This window comes from Candidatus Cloacimonas sp., from assembly GCA_039680785.1.
In the GTDB taxonomy this organism is placed as follows: Bacteria; Cloacimonadota; Cloacimonadia; order Cloacimonadales; family Cloacimonadaceae; genus Cloacimonas.
Window position 1 is genome coordinate 1 of the sequence record JBDKSF010000039.1, and the last position, 19,316, is coordinate 19,316.

Genomic DNA, 19,316 nt, shown 5'->3' on the forward strand with positions numbered 1-19,316 from the left:
CAATAAATCAATTCCAGCATTGTTTATTACTCTGTGTTTTACCCCCATTAGAGTGTAATCGTTTTCATACCAGACAAATATGTTGTGATCGGCATTTACTGAAGAAGCATAGGACATAAAATAGGCAGAATTTCCTATTATCATACCATTATCACCCCAGCATCTTAATCCCTGCGGATTGATCAATTGAGCATTATAGATAAGTTCTTGGGTAATTGATCCAAATAATATAGACCAGCTAACTAAAACGCTTCCTTCATTTTTTGCCCAGAGCTGAAAGGTGATTTCATCCCCCTCAAGAGTGCCAACATTAACACCCCCTTCCTGCCAAACGGGCAGCAGGTCTGAATTGTATTTTTGGATTTTAAGCAAATTAGAGCTTGTTTCTTCCCATGCAAAGATTATACCTCCCTCTGGGGTTGCCGCGGGAGGATAATGTCCATCAGTCAAATAACTCGGAAACTGAAAACTGGTTGGCAGTTCACTTAGCAGATTACCCTCCGTATCCATTTTGCGGAAAGAGGTGCAAGTATTATTGGAAGAGTAATATGTTCCCCACAGGATTATTTGATTACCAATACTTTTTAGGATGTTATAATTGTCAGTATTTAGCCCTGCGTCCATCACCATAGGAATATTACCAGTTATATTGCCATCCGCGGAAAGATGGATTAGGTAAGTTTTTTGGGGATCAAGGGGATGTTCATTTTTACTCATTGCCACAATTACACCTCCAGCATCATCACTTACGGCATTCTTCAATGCCACAAACATAGTGTCCGTATAAATTATGGTATTCGCAAAAGGGAAAAGCAAGTTGCCAAAAGTATCTATCTTTTGCCGATATAAATAATGATTCAAGTACCATTCTTTGGAATAGACAATATGAGCTCCTCCTGCGTTATCGGCAACAAGTTTAATTGGTTCTATCCAAAAGCTTTCATCTATCAGAGGGATGCCACTGGAATTCCATAAACATTGTCCGCTGGAAGTTATTTTTTGCATAAAATAATTGGAAGAGGAGGTTTGATAATTATCCTGCCAAAGAATAATGCAATTGTGATCGGAAGTGGCAACCATATCTACAATGAACTGATCTCCCGGTTCGTCAACCACGCAGATATTTTCATTCCATAAACATATTCCATTGCTACTGATTTTTTGAGCGAAGATATCCGAATCCCCATTAAGGGAATCATCCCAAAAAATAATATCCGTGCCATCTGCACAGGGGAAATGAAAAGTTGATATTTCCAGATAGTTGGATTTTCGCACTGGAATTTCTTCTGCCCCAATAGCGAAAGCAATTATGATGAATAAACATAAGGAAAACAAGCGTTTCATTTTATCCTCCCTTTTATTATCTTTTATAATGAGATATATATTTATGCAAGAAATGAACCATTAGATAGATATTTTTCCCAAAGAAAATAAAAACTATCTATCGGCTACGCCGAAGCAGATCACTGCACACAGATTACACTTATAACCCAGTAACAGATCCGTAACAATCAAGTAACGAGACAACTGCAGTGTTACGGAAGTGTTACTGGGTTGTTAGAGAATTTACTATGGGACAAGCAATTAGGATATTCTTGTCAATGTCGCTAAATCATCCGGCAATTATGGCAGAAGATTGAGGGTAGGAATAGACGGAAAGATGAGGATTTCGGAGCAGATTTGGATATGACACTGAACAAGATAAAAAAAAGGGCAATGCCCAACAAGCGTTATAGTAAATTACCTTTGGGCTTTGATCCCTTTTAGCTTTTCTCTATCTCTAATGTGGTGTCCGATTGTTTTAGCTATGTAACAAATTCCTACATCAATAAATATAAAGGGAAATGGGTTGAGTTACAACGACTTATACTACCCTGTTTTAAAAATGGGGGAATCTGAACTGAAGAAAATAAGCGCTTGACAATCTGCATGATAATAAAAAAGTATAATTTTGCCTAAATAGTTAGGAGTTAAAAGATGGATATGTCCAGTACAAGATTGTGGATCGTCATACCCAAAGATTTCTCGGAATCGGTGCCAAAGCTATTGCCAGCCAAGCTAATGGCTGTGTATTTAGATAATCCTGAAGTTTTTGAAGGTAACGCAGGACTGGTGAAACAAAGTAAGTACCAAATCCAAGAATTCCAAAGATCAGATAGATAGGAGGAAGAAATGAAAAGATATTTATACTTAGCTGTGTTAATAGGTCTGGCTCTTATATTGGTATCTTGTTGGTTTACCGAACCGATTTATCTACTTCCTGAATCCTGGCTTTGCAGCGTCAATGCCGATGGGACAGGATTTAGGAAGATCATGAAATCCCCTTTTAATACTCCGGGGCTTGTGGATATCTATATGACCAAAGACAATCGGATCATCTTCTATGGGGAAAAGTTGTGGATTTCGGAGACGGATACGATCCGACCGGTAAGCATCACAGACAATATCTACACCCTCCAACAACAACCTGCTAGATTGTCACAATCTCCGGATGGTAGCAAGCTCTATTTTGCCTCAAGAGACAAGAACATCCATGAACTTGATCTGAATACTATGCAATCCCGGCAACTTACAACAGAAAGCATTAGGACGCTTAGAAACCCGATTGTATCTGACCTGGGGAATTATATCACATACTCATCAAAAGGATATGGAGAGCCTAGCAAGGCAACAGAATATATATATTGGATGAATCTGAGTACAGGTGAGTCCGACATTATTCCTTGTCCTGACACTGTATCAGTCAATCCTAGCTATTCTGAGACAGAGAACTATGTTTACTATGAAAAAGCTGGATTATTCCGCTCTAGGCTTGACGGGAGCGATAGAAGCGTAGTTGACGCTCAAGGGGGAAGCAGTTCTCCTTACACAATGTTCTCTATATCACAAGATCAACGTTATATTACCCATAAATCAAATCCTACGTATAATAACTATTTTATCCGCATCTATGACAAAAATAGTAATATTGGAACCAGTATCCCAATTAAGGATTTGTATTCATATCAATTCCTGGGTAGAATGTGCAAAAGTGCCAACATAGTTTATTATATCAACCCAGGATATCCCGAAAAGCTTCATTCGTACAATATGGATACTGGTGAAGACTTAGTAATATTACAGAATAATAGTAACCTATCCATATCTGAGTATATATATATTGCTCCCACATGGGATGGCTCTATAGTGTATTTCTATGCAGATATAGAAGTCAAGTGAGGTTGAAAAATGAAGATGCTTAAGATTTTCCTGTGGTCTATTATGCTTTAAGTATGGACCCACGGGTCTTGATGCCTGATATTATGATAGCTCTGGATGGACAAATATCTATGGGCAAATTAGTCAGGACAGGGATTACCTATATGTTGGTGCCGGGGGATCCTTTGTTTACTCAATGAGATGGATATGTGGATTTGGATCTGTATCGTTAATGACTGACGAATCATACACATATTTAGTTGGTTGTATCATCAATGGAACCCACTTTGGTTCAACAGCAAATGAGGATGAAACTACTACGGAAGTAAATAAAATCAACTTAAATGTATATCCCAATCCGTCTCAACAAGGGTTTGATATCTTCTACAATATTCCTAAAAAATATGATGTATCTAAGCTAACTATCTATAACCTGCGGGGGCAGAAAGTTCTACAGGCAGAAGTAAGTGGTTTAGGAGTATTCCATTGGGATGGAAGAGATACAATGCAAAACAAATTGGCAAGCGGTGTATGTTTCGCAAAGGTAAACATATTACTCGGACAAAGTTCATCAACGAAACTGACCTTGAAATAAGGAGGGAAAAAGAAAATAAGTGCTTTTATTCAATTCTTGTATTGGCCGCGATGGATCCCATTATTAACTATTCCTATATATAATCAATGAACCCGCACATCATTCTATAACCATCTACAAACATCCGACGGAAGAGTTGAGACATAATAAAAAATTTTGTTGCATTAATGGGATTTTGATATGGGTTTCCCAAATTCCTGCTATTTTCCTGGCGCAAAACCTACAAATACCGAAGCATTTCTCTATCTGTAACTCCTGCATAAAGTTCAATATAGGGCTTCACAGGACTGATATTAATTTTGGGAAAGAAGACCTCTTCCACTTGGAAAAATCCAACGGAGGCATTCATTTCTACGGTTATGTTGATGGGTTTTTCCTGTCCTTGAAAAATCTTCACTTTCTGGATTGCCGAAGCGGAAGTGCGATGAATGTCTCCTACGCGGGCTTTGGAAGAAAGCATTGTAGGTATTCTGGCTCTGCCTTTTTCCATATCGCTTCCATCGCCAATTAAAACTAATCCGGCTTCCAAAGAATGAATTATATGATTTGCCATGTGGCCAAAAATTCCTTCAATGGCAAGAGAGCGGATAGCGGTTTTAATCATAATTTCATCTTCTGAATGAAGGGTGTTCAAAACGCTGTCTATATAAGGCAGGGCAAGTTGAATGGAAAGCAATTCATGTGACTCGCGAGCTATAGCCATTCCCAAATCGTGTAAAATGGAAGCCAAAATAACAGCCGTCAGTGAATCATCCGCGGTGCCCACTTCTTCCTTTTCCAGATTCATTTTGATGTCTGTCTGTTTGAGTAATTTGAACATTTTAATGGCATTCAAGGTTGCTTTTCGCATATGGACAGGACCGTGATCATTATAGCCCAAACGCTTAATAGAGACGATATTGGCATATTCTTGAGCCGCTTGCAGTTCAGGATTGGCAAAAAGCCATTCCGCCGTTTTCAGTGCTTTACCGGAAAGCAATTTTATGATTCGCTGTTCTAATTGCTGCTGTTTAACCGATTTATACATTTGTTTTTACTCCTAAAATCTGTTCATAAGTTTGTTAATTAAGTTAGTTACCGAAGACACAACTGCAATGGCTATGGAAATGGTTCCCGCAATAAGCAGAGTTTGTAAAATAGTTTTGGATGCCTGTAGATTGTCTCCTGCAATGTATAATTGCATAGAATTAAAAAGACCGCGCCCAGGAACCAAAGGAATGATGGCACAGGTGACAAAAACGGAAACCGGTGTTTTTAACCGCGGCGCCAGAATTTCAGAATAAATACATACCAACAAAATGGCAATGAACACGGAAAATAAAACTGATTCACTATAATATAATGTAACTAAATAGAAAAACCAACAAAGTCCTCCGCTTAGAGCCGTAAAAATTATTTTTATCCCTTTCAGGTTGGAGCGAATGGAAAAGCCCAAAATTGCTAAAAAAGCCCAAATAAATTGCATTAGAGTTAAAGTATCAAAAGGACGCATCAATACCCCCAAAGAGACCAAATTTTAAGCATTGTGGCACTTCCAGCTACAATTCCCACTGTGATAAAAAGGGCTTCAACCGCTCTGGCTGTTCCGGCGACAAGATCTCCACTCATTGTATCGCGTATGGCATTGGTGATTGATAAGCCGGGAACAAGTAACATAATGCCGCCAATGATGATATTATCCAAACGAATGGAAGGCACGAAAATATCTAATGTCTTTGCCAGCAAAACAATCAGAGCTGCCGCGATGGCATTGAGCAAAAAGTTGTTAAATGCCAATTTTTCCAGATATTTTAAGCCGAAGGTTACGAGGACGCCTATGAAAAAAGCTACGGCAAACTCAGCCCAAGAACCGCCAAAAAGCAAACAGAAAAATCCGCTGGTGCCACCTCCGCAAATGTCTTTCAGCCAAGAGGGCCAAGGATTTTCAGTATCAATTTTTTTCAGTTCGGCGGCAAAATCAGATAGCTGTTTTTGGTAATCTGGGTCTGAATCGGGTTTTTGCTGCAGACAATTTACCATTCTACTGATGCGAGTGATTTTTCCCAGGTCTATGCGTCTGTTATCTATTCTTTTAATACTGGTGAAAATATTGCCCGCTTCATCTTTAATGCTGATGAAAATGCCGGTTGGAGTTACATACGATTCGGTGTTTGGATAACCAAAACAGTTGCAGGTCTTTTTCATCATCAGTTCAACGCGGTTTGTGTTTCCTCCGCTTTGCAAAATGATGCGTCCGACTTCCAAAGATAAATCAAGAACTTGTTGGGGGCTAACTTTTGGCATATTAATCCTTTGGCAGCATTGCTAAAATTTCTTCCGGCAGACCCAAAATTCTGGCAATCCGAATGGCACATTTAGGAGGAGCTGTTTTTTGAGAAACAGGCATCAGAGAATAATCCATTGCTTCAGAAAGCAGAGCAAGGCGAGTTTCTAAGTTACAGTCCGTCATTTGTTCCAGCCGTTTAAAACTGGGTTCATCAATGCCTTTAATACAAAAATGAGCTAAGCCGGAAAGTTCTGTGGGAGCGCTGAAATGAGTGGCAGAAATTAATGTATGTTCACTGTTGATTAAATACTTAAGAGCAGCTACACAAATTGCCTCTCCTTCTTCCGGATTGGTGCCTTTGGCGAATTCATCCAGCAAAATACAATTATTGCCTTTATTTTGTAACATTGTAGATAGCGAAACCACTTCCCGGGCAAAAGAACTTAATGTCTCGCTATTTTCATCGGTGTTATGATTATAATATACCTCATCGTAAACCGGAAGTTTGGCTTTTTTAGCAGGCAAAGGTATTCCCAATGAGGCAAGAGTGCAAAGCTGACCGATAGTTATCAAAGCGCTACTTTTTCCTCCCATATTGGGACCGGTGATTAAGTTATTTTTATTGTTTAGCTTAATATTGAGGGGCTGATAATGGCGAGAAAGTGTGTCCAGAAATAGTTTGAGCGGTAAATTGACCGCTTGCTCAAGATAAATGCCTTCAAAAGAAGTCGTTAAAGTTGGAAGACAGCAATGGTAATGGAGAGCGAATTTTGCCAAACAAAAATCCCAGGCATATTCACCGGCACCGTTATATGCTTGTTCAAGAGCGTTAAAGTCCTTTTGGATTTGAGCCGTGAGCTGGTTTAAAATCCGGTTTTCTTCTTCGGTAAGTTCAATGGAAAGTTGATGCAGTTCAGCTTTCAATTCGGAAGTTGTTTTGGAATCGGCTAAGCGGAAATTATAATTTGCCATCCCTTCTGAGACAACAATGAAATATCCTGATTTTAGAATGGTTTCCAGCAGTTCTTTGCGGTTTCGGGAAAGAGTGAATTCTTCTTTCAAAGAGGGAAGATTCAGTTTTTTGCGGGCTTTTTCCAAAAGCTGAAATCGCTCTTCTTTCAAGCGATTGGCTATCATCAATTGCTTTTGATTTAGCTTTTGCAAACAGGAAGAATAGGCAGGATAAATCCGAAAAGTAGGCAGGTTACTTCCTTCGGGATCAAGTAAAGCAAACAATTTTTGCATATCTGGCAAAGTATGCTGCCGTTCCAGTTTATTGTGTTTCAGCCCTTCGCTTAATTGCAAGTAGTAAAAAAGAAAGGACTTTAGCTCAAAAAGTTCATTTATTTCCAGGCGCTGGGTAGTTTTTAGGTGTTTTAGCGGTAAAACGGGAAGTTGGTAAAAAATATCTTCCCATCTTGCTTCCAGTGCTTTATTGTCCGTTATGGCACGCAGCAAATTTTCCGTGTTTCGGTTTTGGGTGTTCAGTTCTTCCCAAGTATAGTGTTTTTTATTTAACCTTTGGTGTTTAACGGTTTCCATAATTTCGCCGCTAATTTCCAGCAGAGAAAATAGTTTATCCAGTAACAGCGCTTCTTTCACATTTTTTTGCATTATTTCATCCTTACAATCTCAATTTAAATAAATTACTGCTGCTGTCAATCATTTTTATGCGAGCCATACTATATCAGATTATTGAATGCCACTAAGACCATTCTTGTTATCCCTCCCATTTTGGCTAACAAATATATGCAGCTGACAGGAAAGAATAATAAGAGCAGATGCTTTTTGCCTTTACTCACCCATTAAAATGAGAAAAAAGTATTGACAGATTTGCCAACGGCTTAGAAAGATACCTATGGTTTTGTATATCCGAGATTAGACCCAGAACAAAGTATAACGAGAAACAATAATCTATAAGGATAAATAGCAAAGAGAAAAAATATGGCATCTAATGTTAATGTTGGAGGCACGATGCGTTCAGATCCAGTAGATCTAATAAATCTTTCTGAAGCAAGCAAATATGCCACCGAATTACTCTCCAAAAATGTTACGCCCTCTAATATCAGCTATCTGATACAGTATGGGCGGATTAAAAGATACGGTCTTTATGGTAATGTGCTCATATCGCTAAGCGAATTAAAGCAATATTACCAGCAACATACAAATACGAGGGAGTCCAGCTGGAAAAAAGAACTGGGAAATGACTTAAACTGGGCACTATCCTTTGACCAATACAAAGAAGCAGAAACCACAAAGCATGTCCATAGATTGCACCCATACAAGGGTAAGTTTATCCCGCAGTTGGTCGAGTATTTTTTAGATAGCCATACCGATATGTTCAAAACCCAGATATTCTTTCAAAAAGGTGATATAGTTCTTGACCCATTTTCTGGAAGTGGAACTACCTTAGTTCAAGCTAATGAGCTTGGCTTGAATGCCATCGGAATTGATGTATCCTCTTTTAACACTATGATTGGTAACTCCAAGGTTACTATGTATAATCTTGAGGATGTTCAGAAAGAGATTCGCAGAATAACTTATGAATTGAATGCTTATCTCAGAAATTCTCGCGTATTGGAATTTGAACAACAGCTGTTAGCTAAATTACAAGCTTTCAATAACAAATACTTCCCTGTTCCAGAATATAAATACAATTTAAGGCGAGGATTAGTGCAAGAAGCTATCTATGGGGCAGAAAAAGAAGCTGAATTTGCCGTTGAGTTTCAGAAATTGGTAGAAGCATATCACATTCGCTTGAAGCAAGATAACAGCAATTCTTTCTTGGATAAATGGTATTCGCAACATGTTAGGCAAGAGATTCAATTTGTATATGAAGAGATACAAAATATAGCTAATCCAGACACCAAGAACATCATCAGTATAATCCTCAGCAGAACTACCCGGAGCTGTAGAGCTACCACACATTCAGATTTGGCAACATTGATCGAGCCCGTCTATGCTACCTACTATTGCTCAAAACATGGTAAAATATGCAAACCGATCTTTTCTATCCTGAAATGGTGGTCAACCTACACGAGGGATACTATCAACAGATTGCATCAGTTTAATAAGCTGAGGACAAATACAGAGCAGTTATGCTTGGTGGGCGATAGCAGGACTATTGATATAGCTTCGGAAGTTCAGAGATCGAATCCTCATTTAGCAGAACTTATAAGTCAAAAAAAGATCAAGGGGATATTCTCGTCTCCGCCCTATGTAGGTATGATTGACTATCACGAACAGCATGCCTATGCATATGAGCTATTTGGCTTTCCAAGAAATGATGAGCTTGAGATAGGTCCACTCTTCAAGGGGCAAGGACGAGAAGCAAAAGAAAGCTATATCCAGGGCATAAGTGAAGTTCTGATAAATTGCAAGAAATACCTGGCAGAGGACTATGATGTGTTTTTGGTGGCTAATGACAAATACAATATGTACCCAAGAATAGCAGCAAACGCTGGAATGAAGATAGTAAATCAATATAAACGTCCTGTGCTGAACCGCACCGAGAAAGATAAAGGTGCGTATTCGGAGATTATATTCCATTTAAAAGAGATATCATAATATGAAATTACTAATCGCTACATTTAAGAAAGAGATAAGTGGTATTTATGTTTAACGAGGACTCTATAGCATCAGTGTTAAAAAGATGCTTACGACAGAAGTTTCAGAATTACAAGCCCGAACCATCATCTATGCCGTTTCATACGCGGTTGTTGGGAAAAGACCGGCTTGCACTTTACTCATTTATCCATTCACTGAATACAAATTTTGGCACAAGTATTTTTGAACCCGCTGCTAAAGCTCTTGCGATGGATAATTTCGCTATTGCAGAATCTCAACGAGTTGCCGGTAACACGATTTCTTCTGATGCTCAAAGGGTTATTCAGGATATAATGGCTAACTTATCAACAGCCGTTAAAAGCCCTAATAAACCGGATGAAATTGACGCAATTCGCAAAGTATGCACTTCGGGAACAATGCAGAATGTAAAGCTCACGCAGGTTGATTTGAAGCTTGTATCCAATACTGGTACAACCTACCTGATAGACCTAAAAACAGCCAAGCCAAATGCAGGTGGATTTAAAGAATTCAAACGAACCTTGTTAGAATGGGTTGCTGCCGCTCTTGCAGTTAATCCTGATGCTGACATTCAAACTCTTATTGCCATCCCCTACAATCCGTATGAGCCAAAACCTTATGACAGATGGACAATGCGCGGAATGCTGGACATGGATCATGAACTGAAAGTAGCCAAAGAGTTTTGGGATTTCGTTGGCGGAAATGGTGCTTACGAAGCTCTTTTGGATGTGTTTGAACGAGTTGGTATTGAACTGAGACCTGAGATCGACAAGTATTTCGCAAGATTTGAGCTGAGTGACTAAATGAGTGATGACTTTTCTATTTGATTAGTTCTTGTAAGTATATCTTTCCTAAATCTATATGAAATAGAATGCTATTGAAACTAATACACTATGAGAAGACCATTGAACAATTAAGAGCAAGGACATTATCGCAATGACTTTTGGCTAATGGGGAGAAATAATCAAAATCCTGAACAAATCTTCCAGTCAGAATTGAATACCAATAAGACCATTCCTGTCATTCCTCCAATTTTGGCTAACAAATATATGCAGCCAATAGGAAACTATAATAAGAACGGATGCTTTTTGCCTTTAACACCCAATTATAGAGCAGAAATAGATTGACAGATATTATGGTATGTGTAAAAATGATTTATAGATAAATTAGGATTTAATAAAGATCCGAATTTACTTAAATCAGGATAACTTTAATGTTATATACTCAAAGCAGGTGGTAGGAATGGCTGATAGAATATTATTAAAAGGATATTCAAGCGCTATATCCAATGATAACTTAATGGATATCTTTATACCTGATATACCAAATGAGAAATGAGATGGATAAAGCAGCATATATACTCAATCTTGATTCTATAAAACTTATGAAATGGGCGGTTAAATTAAAGGATAAAACAATTAGAGAGGCATAAAATGAAAATTAACAACGATGATCAAAACATTCTGCAGAACTTGTGTAGAGAGTATAGTGTAGATGTTAAAAACTTGCCTAAACTCTTGTGCACCGTTCAAGAATATTATCCTAAAGACAAGAGATTTGGAGTTTACGACACACTTGAAGAAATTATCAAACAAAAGGATTGCTCTTATGCTGGAAAGGAATAATATTGTTGAGTATTTAGCCAGTAACCCTAATGTCTTGCTTGACATTATTGAAGAAATTCTAAAGAGTTATTATGAAATTAACAATAACTTGAGTAATACTGAAGCTAAAAAGCAACTTGTAGAGGTATCTAAGACCATCGATCGGTTAGAAAACACAGGCATTTCAGTTCCTGATGAGTTACGCAATTTGAAGTCCTCTCTTTTGGCAAAATCCAATGATAGCAATCAAACTCAGTCCAATTATAACATACTAATCAATGGTCTAACCGACCTGTGTAACAAATATAAACTGAATGGAGCCCTAAAACCCAAAGGAAGAAAACTAACATCAGATGAAGGTTCTCCAATTAGAAGGGGTAGATTAACCCCTAAAAATACTCTGATCAAAGCTATCGTTCAAGTATTGGAAGAAATGGGAAACTCGGGGTATATTCGAGAAATTCACAATAAGCTTGAAGATGTTCTTGCAAATGTGCTAAACTCTGAAGATTACGAAATAGATAGTTCTGGACAGGTTACATGGCACCATCAGGTTGATTGGGTAAGATTGGATATGGTAAAAAAAGGAATATTAAAAAATGATTCACCTCGAGGGATTTGGGAGTTATCAGAAAATTACCAAAAAATAATGGAAGAGCTCTAAGCAAAATAATATCGTATATACTTCCGATAATGTTTCACAGAATAGTAGAAAAAGAAAGTAGGGTTATCTTAATTCTAATATATGCATAAAGACCGTGTCACACAAAGGGCTTCATTGTTGTTATTTATTTAATAGATATAATAGGCATCTGCTCTTTATATTCAGGATCTATCATAGATAACTGCTTTCGAATTACTGATCTTTTGTATATTGCTGGTGTAAGGCAATATTTATGAAAATCTTCTTTTGATACATCTTCCTTGGATTTTACATGAGGGAAGAGAAGTTTTAGATAGGCAGTTGTAAGTTTGATAACAGCTTTTACATCCCTGGTGTCTGCATTTTTAGGAATATCAAGCATTTCATCCACAATCATTGTGTAATCACCAATTTCTCGAAGTTTATGTAGAATTTCGGAGAAATACTCTACATTTAGAGTTTGTCCCCTAACTTTTATATCTTCTGTTATTCTAACTAAATCCCATCCCTCAATAAAACCATGGAATCTATCAAGTAAGGCGGATGATTTAAAGATCATTGGTAATCCAGAAAAATACGAATTGTTCATTGGTCTATAATACTCATTAAGTTGTATATTTCCTAATAAAATCAACCCTGAATTAGACACTCCTCTATAATCACCAACTGTATATGTACCTGACTCTAAGTAATTCTTTAATGCACCTTGAATCTCATTTTCGTCAGTAAACTTTATAGTTTCGATCTCATCAAGAGCAACAAAATCGTATAACTTCAGCAGTCCAGGTGTTTTTCTTTGCATATCATATAGAAGTTTAGCTCGTGATACTACTCCCCCACTAACAAGCCACCCATACTTACTTAAATTGCCAAATACATATGATTTGCCTGTTCCTTTCGGAGCAAGTTCTATCATATTGATATTTGGTTCGACATGCATTATCAACCTACTCAAGAAAAGTAGCTTTCTTGCAAAAGTGAAACTTTGTGACAGATCATCAGGATTTATATAATCTGGATTATACTCCATGGATCTAATTATAAGGTCAACCCATTCGCTTATCGAAAACTCTTTACGAGCTTCTATGAAATAATCAACATCAACATCATATGGATTGAAAGCTTTAAAGTCAATCAATTCAATGTGCCCTTGAACTTTATCAATAGGTGGTTTGTAGATAATTGTAATTACACCCCATACTTCACCATCTTTCAATTCTGAATGTTTCTTTGCAAGGTAATCTGGAATTAGTCCCTCAGTGATCTTTATCCCCATATCTGGTATGGCAAATCTTAGTAAATTGTTTTTAATATCGGTCTCAATTAGGAGTCGCGACAATAGTACTAATTCCTCTTTATTAACTCTTAATCTACTCTTTATGTTACTATTTTTATCAGGTATGTGTTCTTTAAGAAAATCACTAATTGACTGAGTATCAAGGTTTCCGTAGCTATCGGAATATTTGGCAATCAACCAATCTTTTATAAATGAAGGTAAAATCTTTCCTGAAAAAACGCTGTACCTATCAGGAGTTTTAAAAACTGACTCAGCAGGAAATGCTGACCTAATTTTACTATCGAGTATGTGTTTCATATCAAATCTCTTTCCTTCATTCCGCCTACTATTTGAATAGAAAATTCATAAATTTCGGAATCTATTTCTAATTTTAAATTGTAATCACCGGGTTTAAAATATTCTCTTATGTCTGATTGCCACTGTCCATTTGTACACTTCACAGGAACAATCACACACTTAGATTGCAGCTCTATTTTTAAAGATACTGTCTTTGGTGTTGGATTTATGACAAAGCTGATTATTGGATTCTTTACCGTTACTTTTGTAGAAATCAGCCTAACATCATATTTTCCTGAATTCATTTGCTTTTTCATCCTGATAAACGGTATTATTATTTCTTCTGGAGTACAACCACCATGCACTTCACGGCATGGAACATTGAGCAACGAATTGTGAGTTAGTGACATAACAATATTAACTCCATTTTCATCAGTAATTGATAATAACTCTCTATCCTCTGTATACAAGCTATCAGATATAAAATACCGACCATCATGTTCAGCATTCTTAATGTTGTATTTCTTAGCTATGCCAAATTTTTTTTGTGACAGGAAAGTAAAACCATGATCTGAAACAATCCAAAACTCATCATCTTTTCCAAGTTGGAAAATACTCTTTGCAATATCATTAACCAGATTAATTTCTCTTACTAAATCTTGAGGGTACTTATAAGGACATTGATTATGGATGTATTGGTCTAAAAGATCTATTTTCTCTGCATGCTCATATCTATTATTATTAGTAGTACTTGGTAAGTTACAACTCGCTACAATAACTTCATCAACAATATAACCATAAGTTTTACCAATAGTTAGAAGTGATTTGAGAAAAACAGGTAGCCATTCTATACCTAAACCATCAATCCAAACAATTTGACTACCAGAAATAGCTGGTCTTCGTGAAAATAGCTCATGATACCAAGTCCAGAATGATTCATGGTCTTTTGATACTTTACTAAGAATTTCTGATAAAATATCACTCTTCACATTTCTTGCTTTACTAATTACATAAGCTTTAAAGTAATTTGCAATCCATTCCTCCTCTTGGTTTATATAATCCCATTTTGCATAAGTATAAAAATCGGGGTATACGGGTTGAATTGTGTCCCAGAACATTTGCTCATCTTTTGCAGAAATGTCTGAATAAATCTTGACTAATTGTTCTTTTTCTGTGTTGGTTACGCAAGTGAAGTACTTTAATTTAGTTTGCAATTGCATTTCTGAGGATAGAACGGTATCTAAGTATAATTTTAATCTATTTTCATCTGGCAATGGAATCATAGCATAATGTTTGTAAATAAAGTTAATGATCTGTAAACGGTCGGCTAAATCTAATGTCCTTGGGATATCCCATTTAAATATGTTAAACCATAGTTCATCAATGAATTCCGTTAAATTAAAACCGATCTTGATTTTGGATATTACATTTTTTAAGTATTGCCCAACTTTAACATAATCTTCAATAACAAGCTTTGTTATTAACCAAGTTTTTAGTTTCTCTTGCTCATAGCCACTACTAATTAGCAGGTTGACTACTTTTTCATCATCAAGATCAAATTCATTACTGACATTTAAGATCATACTGTATAATGCTTGTTCCGTAACATTAAACAACCCTTTGTCGTTTAGATAATCAATCATAAGTTCTACATATTCAGATTCTTCATCCTTAAAAGCTAAAGTTACATCAATATCGTATATTTCTTTGATTACTTCAGTAAAAGATACAACATCACGTTTGTCTATATATTCATCCGGTTGAAATTCAATAGATTTATGAAAGAGAAGAGCTGAAGTACAGTAAACGCTACTTGTGACAGGATTACACCAAAGCTTAAACCAATCAGAAGTAGATGTTATAATGGTTTTATTAGCTATAAGTTTATTATTCTGGGGTAACATTTGAATGGGTAGATGCTTAACAACAATGTGTTTGGTGGTTTTATCACATAGAAGATACACATCTGGCCAGTTTGATTTTCTGCTAAAAGTATTATAAAATTGAGTTTTAAATCTTTGGGATAAACCAACTATTGGTACAAATATCCTATATGAATCTTGTGACATCTGTTGAGCAATACTATTCAGGACATTATTAAATTCATCTTTCTTTGAAAATCTCAACACCTCAGATAGAGGGATAAGAGCTGTGGTTTCTGAGATATTTTTCACAGAATTTATGATTATATCTACTGAAGGCCATCCATCTTTATGAGGAAGTAAACTTTCTATTTTTACAAGAGGAATCCTGTTGCTAATGAAATAATTTACGAGTTGTCTTAGTTCATTGAAAGTTGGTACAAGAATAAAACGTACGGGAAACCTATTTAATGTAGTTGATATCATATTATGTAAATCCTCATTCAAGGCAACTTCCAACTTCTCAATGTTGTCGAATTCTAATATATTGGACATGATCAACTTTCTCTATACTTTTCAATTATATATGTTATTGTATCTGGATACCTCTCAAATATAGCAGTCATTATCTCGATAAAATCACTTTGTTTGTCTCGAACAATTTGAATCGCTTTATATTTTTGAGAATTACTAATTGTCGCACTTTGCCTATTAGTATTATCTCCTGTATCTCCACTATTATTATCTCCCTCAATATTAATGTTAGGTTTATCGTTTTTATCTTCTCCAACTTTGTTATGCGCATCACGATAATACTCTAATACTGCATTTTTTACCTTATCTTCATTCCAACTATATACATCCACATTTTCTGGCATTTTTTGCTTTATATGATTCCAAATATTGTCCATTTCAGAATCAAGGAAATTTGGATAAATTGAAATGATCCAATTTTTAAAAAGTTCGCCAGCATCTTGCTGTATGGCTTCTTTGATTTCGAATGAGAATGCTTCAAGATCTTTTAATAGTGTAACTATATATCTATTTGTAATATCGACATCTGTACTTTGGACAAAACCAGCTAATTTCTCAATTATATTTTCGATCATTGGCTTAGATGTCTTATATATCCAGATTGGATAACCAATTTTGTTTATCCACTCTCGTATTTTCCACCTGGTATCTTGGATGCCCCTAACCGATTCTAACTCAAATATGTCCATTAGTTTAGAACAGAGTTTGTTTTCTTCTGGAGATCCAATCCTTATAGGAAAGCAGAGGGATTGTGGACTATTAGATTTCCAGTATTTGAATATTCTTTCTATGACTTCAAGCATTCTTGCTGAATCAATTGGAACTCCCTTGCCAACCTCATAAAATACCCCAGCAAACTTACGCAAAACAAACCCTAAAAGCGCGTATGTAAGCGTATTACCGTAGTATCCATAAGGTGGCTCTCTTAAAAAACTAATAACTTCTGCTAACTCGAATGAAGTGGTATCTTGCAACGAAGATAATGTTTTTTCAATTGACGAGCTTACATAGCTTGTCGGGTGAGTTTCGAAATTATTTAGCAGATTTAAGTTTTCATCTACAATATATTGGTCATTTTTGGATTGAACAATTACTTTAAGAGATCCATATCCTCCAGTGCACTTTTCTAAAACAGCACTTAGGGTAGGAGAGGCAAGAAAATTTGAGGCAGCTTGCTTTGCATTTTTGGGTTCCCAAATAGATTGGGTAGTTTTTTGGGACAGAATATCAAATCCTTTATAAAAAATAACCGGAGCAATTCTATCATTAATCTCTTGTCCGAAAGCTGATAGTAAAACTTGGTATTTTTCCAATCCTTTGCCTGGTAGAATATAATGTACTGTCAAATAGCTATTACGAACTTCTTGAATCCATTTATCTACAATATCATCAGCGTTTCTTTTAAATGCTGCTTGATCATCTTTATAATTATGGACTCTTGCAGCTTCCTCTCTTGCTTTTATTTCAATATACTTATCAATTGACCTATCATCAAACAACTTATCAAGAATTACAAAAACAATATTATGTGCACTTTCTTCTTGAAGTAAGTTCTCAATAGTATTCTCAATTGACTTCTGGTATGCACCGCTTTCAGAGATAAAGAAAACAATATGAATACTATGCATCATAGAAAATGAGCCCTTTCCCCAAACCTTACTTCTAATATTGTTAGGGCTATATTTTGCGTCTAAGAATACAACTTCAACTGGCCTATAGGTTCGTATATTGATTTGTGATGTTATACTTGACAATTTATTATCTAATATCGTAAGAATTATACTATCATTCTTCTTATAATATTCTTCCATTTGGACTCTATACCCTTCTAATTCTGAAGGAGAGATACTCATATTAGAAATCAATAACAATCCGTTGGGATTTTTATATATGATTTGATTTTTTTCCAAAAATTCTAACACACTATCAATCTCATTTTCTATATTAGTTCCACTGAACATATTCTGTATATTTTTCAGATTTGGTGCTGTAAGACTTTTATCTTGATGAAGATACAGGGATGATTTATGTAATGCATTTAATAACAATATACCTTCAAACACTTTTAGATACACATCACCAGCTTTTGTTACAGCGTCTTTATGAAGATCCCACTGAGTTAATACAGATATATAATTGCTGGACTCATTATTAAGAAAATCATCTACAAAATACTCCCATAAGTGATCGGCTGTTATAACTGAAGCAACAGTTGCTTCTTGATTTTCTATATATCCCTTAAAACCTTTTTTATCATCATATAGATACTTAAATACGCTTCTCTCGGTAGAACCAATATTCTCCACAATGTAAGAACATAGAAATACAGTATATGGATGAAAAGGCCATAATTCTATTAACTGTTCTGAGGCCTTACTATCAAAAGTTTGGTCAGCGATAATTTTAACTAAACTATCGTATATTTCCTTGAATGAGTCAGTAATGTTATTATATTCTGAGTTGCGATTTTTACAGATTGATGCACTTAGAATCTGATATGTCGTTATTGATGACATCTCATAATTTAATTGCTTAAATCGTCCCATAACTGTCTGTAGCACATCGTTTGAAATGTTAGATCTGAGTTGCTCGATATTCCGGTGGCTTATCATATAAAGATATATTCCATTGCTGGCTGCTAAATCAGCAATTCCTTGAAGTTCTTTTACATAATGATCGCTATTAACTAACTCGAGGAGGTGAGTCGCTTCGTCCCAAAATATGAGTAGTTCAGTATAATCAGTAGTATTTCTAACTTCCTTGATAACCTCTTGCAACCATTGTGAAATGTTAGTATGAGAAATCATTACTTGACTTGAAGAAAGTGCATTTTCAAAAGCCCGTAAAACTTGAACATCTTCCTGCTGTAGTTTTAATTCCAAGTTCTTTTGATTAGCTACATACTGATGCAGGTCAATATTACTTTGAATAAAACTATCCCATCCGTTATTAGGTTGCATTGTGTTTAAATATTCAATATGCTTTGCAAAATCACTCTTTGTTGATATTACTATGTTGTTATCCTTAAGTGCTTTTATTACTGCTTTTTCAATAGCAAGATTAAACGAGCGTAAATCAAAGATATTACTTGTACCCTTTAATAAAACCGGTAATATCCTATGCTTACTACGAATTGTCTTTAAGAGTGCCCTTAGTTCACCATCGGTTATGACATTAGTGCAGTAATTCTGAGTATTTTCTGGACTGTCAGAAAGCAAGTGTTTAATAGTAATAGCCGCATGTGATTTTCCAGTTCCGTACCTACCCTGAACCCAAATGGATTGTCTTTCATGGATATCATTACTCTGTATTGACTTTATAAGCGCTTTAAGTATTATATTAAAGCTATCAATCGGAATAAACCTTTCCCAATAAGATTCTTGTTCATTCTCCAAATCTACGGCAGGAACAAATGATTTTTGTAATGAAACTAATTCTGAGATTAGCATAATAAAT

General features: G+C 35.9%; 16 protein-coding genes. 8 read left to right on the forward strand and 8 right to left on the reverse strand.

Translation table 11 applies throughout. The features are described from left to right. Positions 1-1,344, reverse strand: a 1,344-nt coding sequence (locus ABFC98_02430; GenBank protein MEN6444885.1) for a hypothetical protein, incomplete at its 3' end; no start/stop codon positions are given. Positions 1,345-1,983: 639 nt separating this feature from the next. On the opposite strand from ABFC98_02430, the gene ABFC98_02435 reads away from it, so the two are divergent. From ABFC98_02435 to ABFC98_02445, 3 genes are all read left to right on the forward strand, one after another. Further along, positions 1,984-2,163, forward strand: coding sequence for a hypothetical protein (locus ABFC98_02435; protein ID MEN6444886.1), 180 nt, complete (start codon positions 1,984-1,986; stop codon positions 2,161-2,163). Between the two features lie 9 nt (positions 2,164-2,172). Then, a complete protein-coding gene (locus ABFC98_02440) occupies positions 2,173-3,219 on the forward strand; it encodes a hypothetical protein (protein ID MEN6444887.1) in 1,047 nt (348 codons plus the stop codon). A 211-nt stretch (positions 3,220-3,430) separates the two neighbouring features. Beyond that, complete coding sequence (locus ABFC98_02445) at positions 3,431-3,793, forward strand: T9SS type A sorting domain-containing protein (GenBank protein ID MEN6444888.1); 363 nt, start codon at positions 3,431-3,433, stop codon at positions 3,791-3,793. A 220-nt stretch (positions 3,794-4,013) separates the two neighbouring features. Here the strand turns inward: ABFC98_02445 and ABFC98_02450 are convergent, their stop codons facing one another. The 4 genes from ABFC98_02450 to ABFC98_02465 are packed head-to-tail and all read right to left on the reverse strand — an operon-like array spanning position 4,014 to position 7,673. Continuing rightward, positions 4,014-4,820, reverse strand: a complete 807-nt coding sequence (locus ABFC98_02450) for a phosphohydrolase (protein MEN6444889.1) — start codon at positions 4,818-4,820, stop codon at positions 4,014-4,016. A gap of 12 nt (positions 4,821-4,832) precedes the next feature. Then, on the reverse strand, positions 4,833-5,285 hold the full coding sequence (locus tag ABFC98_02455) for a threonine/serine exporter family protein (GenBank protein ID MEN6444890.1): 453 nt from the start codon (positions 5,283-5,285) through the stop codon (positions 4,833-4,835). Further along, entirely contained in the window at positions 5,285-6,076 is a 792-nt protein-coding gene (locus tag ABFC98_02460; GenBank protein MEN6444891.1) for a threonine/serine exporter family protein, read from the reverse strand. Before ABFC98_02460 ends, ABFC98_02455 begins: the two co-directional genes overlap by 1 nt. Before the next feature lies 1 nt (position 6,077). Then, complete coding sequence (locus ABFC98_02465) at positions 6,078-7,673, reverse strand: hypothetical protein (protein ID MEN6444892.1); 1,596 nt, start codon at positions 7,671-7,673, stop codon at positions 6,078-6,080. Positions 7,674-8,033: 360 nt separating this feature from the next. Here ABFC98_02465 and ABFC98_02470 point away from each other — a divergent pair, with 360 nt between their 5' ends. The 5 genes from ABFC98_02470 (at position 8,034) to ABFC98_02490 (ending at position 11,912) form a co-directional block, all read left to right on the forward strand. Further along, entirely contained in the window at positions 8,034-9,626 is a 1,593-nt protein-coding gene (locus ABFC98_02470) for a DNA methyltransferase (protein ID MEN6444893.1), read from the forward strand. A gap of 47 nt (positions 9,627-9,673) precedes the next feature. Further along, on the forward strand, positions 9,674-10,447 hold the full coding sequence (locus tag ABFC98_02475; GenBank protein MEN6444894.1) for a TdeIII family type II restriction endonuclease: 774 nt from the start codon (positions 9,674-9,676) through the stop codon (positions 10,445-10,447). 147 nt (positions 10,448-10,594) lie between these two features. Further along, positions 10,595-10,771, forward strand: coding sequence for a hypothetical protein (locus ABFC98_02480; protein MEN6444895.1), 177 nt, complete (start codon positions 10,595-10,597; stop codon positions 10,769-10,771). 306 nt (positions 10,772-11,077) lie between these two features. Beyond that, the gene (locus ABFC98_02485; protein ID MEN6444896.1) at positions 11,078-11,269 is read left to right on the forward strand and encodes a hypothetical protein; all 192 of its coding nucleotides are present in this window, start codon (positions 11,078-11,080) and stop codon (positions 11,267-11,269) included. Then, a complete protein-coding gene (locus tag ABFC98_02490; GenBank protein MEN6444897.1) occupies positions 11,253-11,912 on the forward strand; it encodes a winged helix-turn-helix domain-containing protein in 660 nt (219 codons plus the stop codon). The genes ABFC98_02485 and ABFC98_02490 overlap by 17 nt, the downstream gene beginning before the upstream one ends. A 124-nt stretch (positions 11,913-12,036) precedes the next feature. Here the strand turns inward: ABFC98_02490 and brxL are convergent, their stop codons facing one another. The 3 genes from brxL to ABFC98_02505 form a co-directional block, all read right to left on the reverse strand. Next, on the reverse strand, positions 12,037-13,485 hold the full coding sequence (brxL, locus tag ABFC98_02495; protein ID MEN6444898.1) for a BREX system Lon protease-like protein BrxL: 1,449 nt from the start codon (positions 13,483-13,485) through the stop codon (positions 12,037-12,039). Continuing rightward, positions 13,482-15,812 (reverse strand): BREX-4 system phosphatase PglZ, encoded by a 2,331-nt coding sequence (pglZ, locus tag ABFC98_02500; protein MEN6444899.1) that lies wholly within the window; start codon positions 15,810-15,812, stop codon positions 13,482-13,484. Before pglZ ends, brxL begins: the two co-directional genes overlap by 4 nt. Positions 15,813-15,883: 71 nt before the next feature. Then, positions 15,884-19,309 (reverse strand): hypothetical protein, encoded by a 3,426-nt coding sequence (locus tag ABFC98_02505; protein MEN6444900.1) that lies wholly within the window; start codon positions 19,307-19,309, stop codon positions 15,884-15,886. Positions 19,310-19,316: the final 7 nt, after the last annotated feature.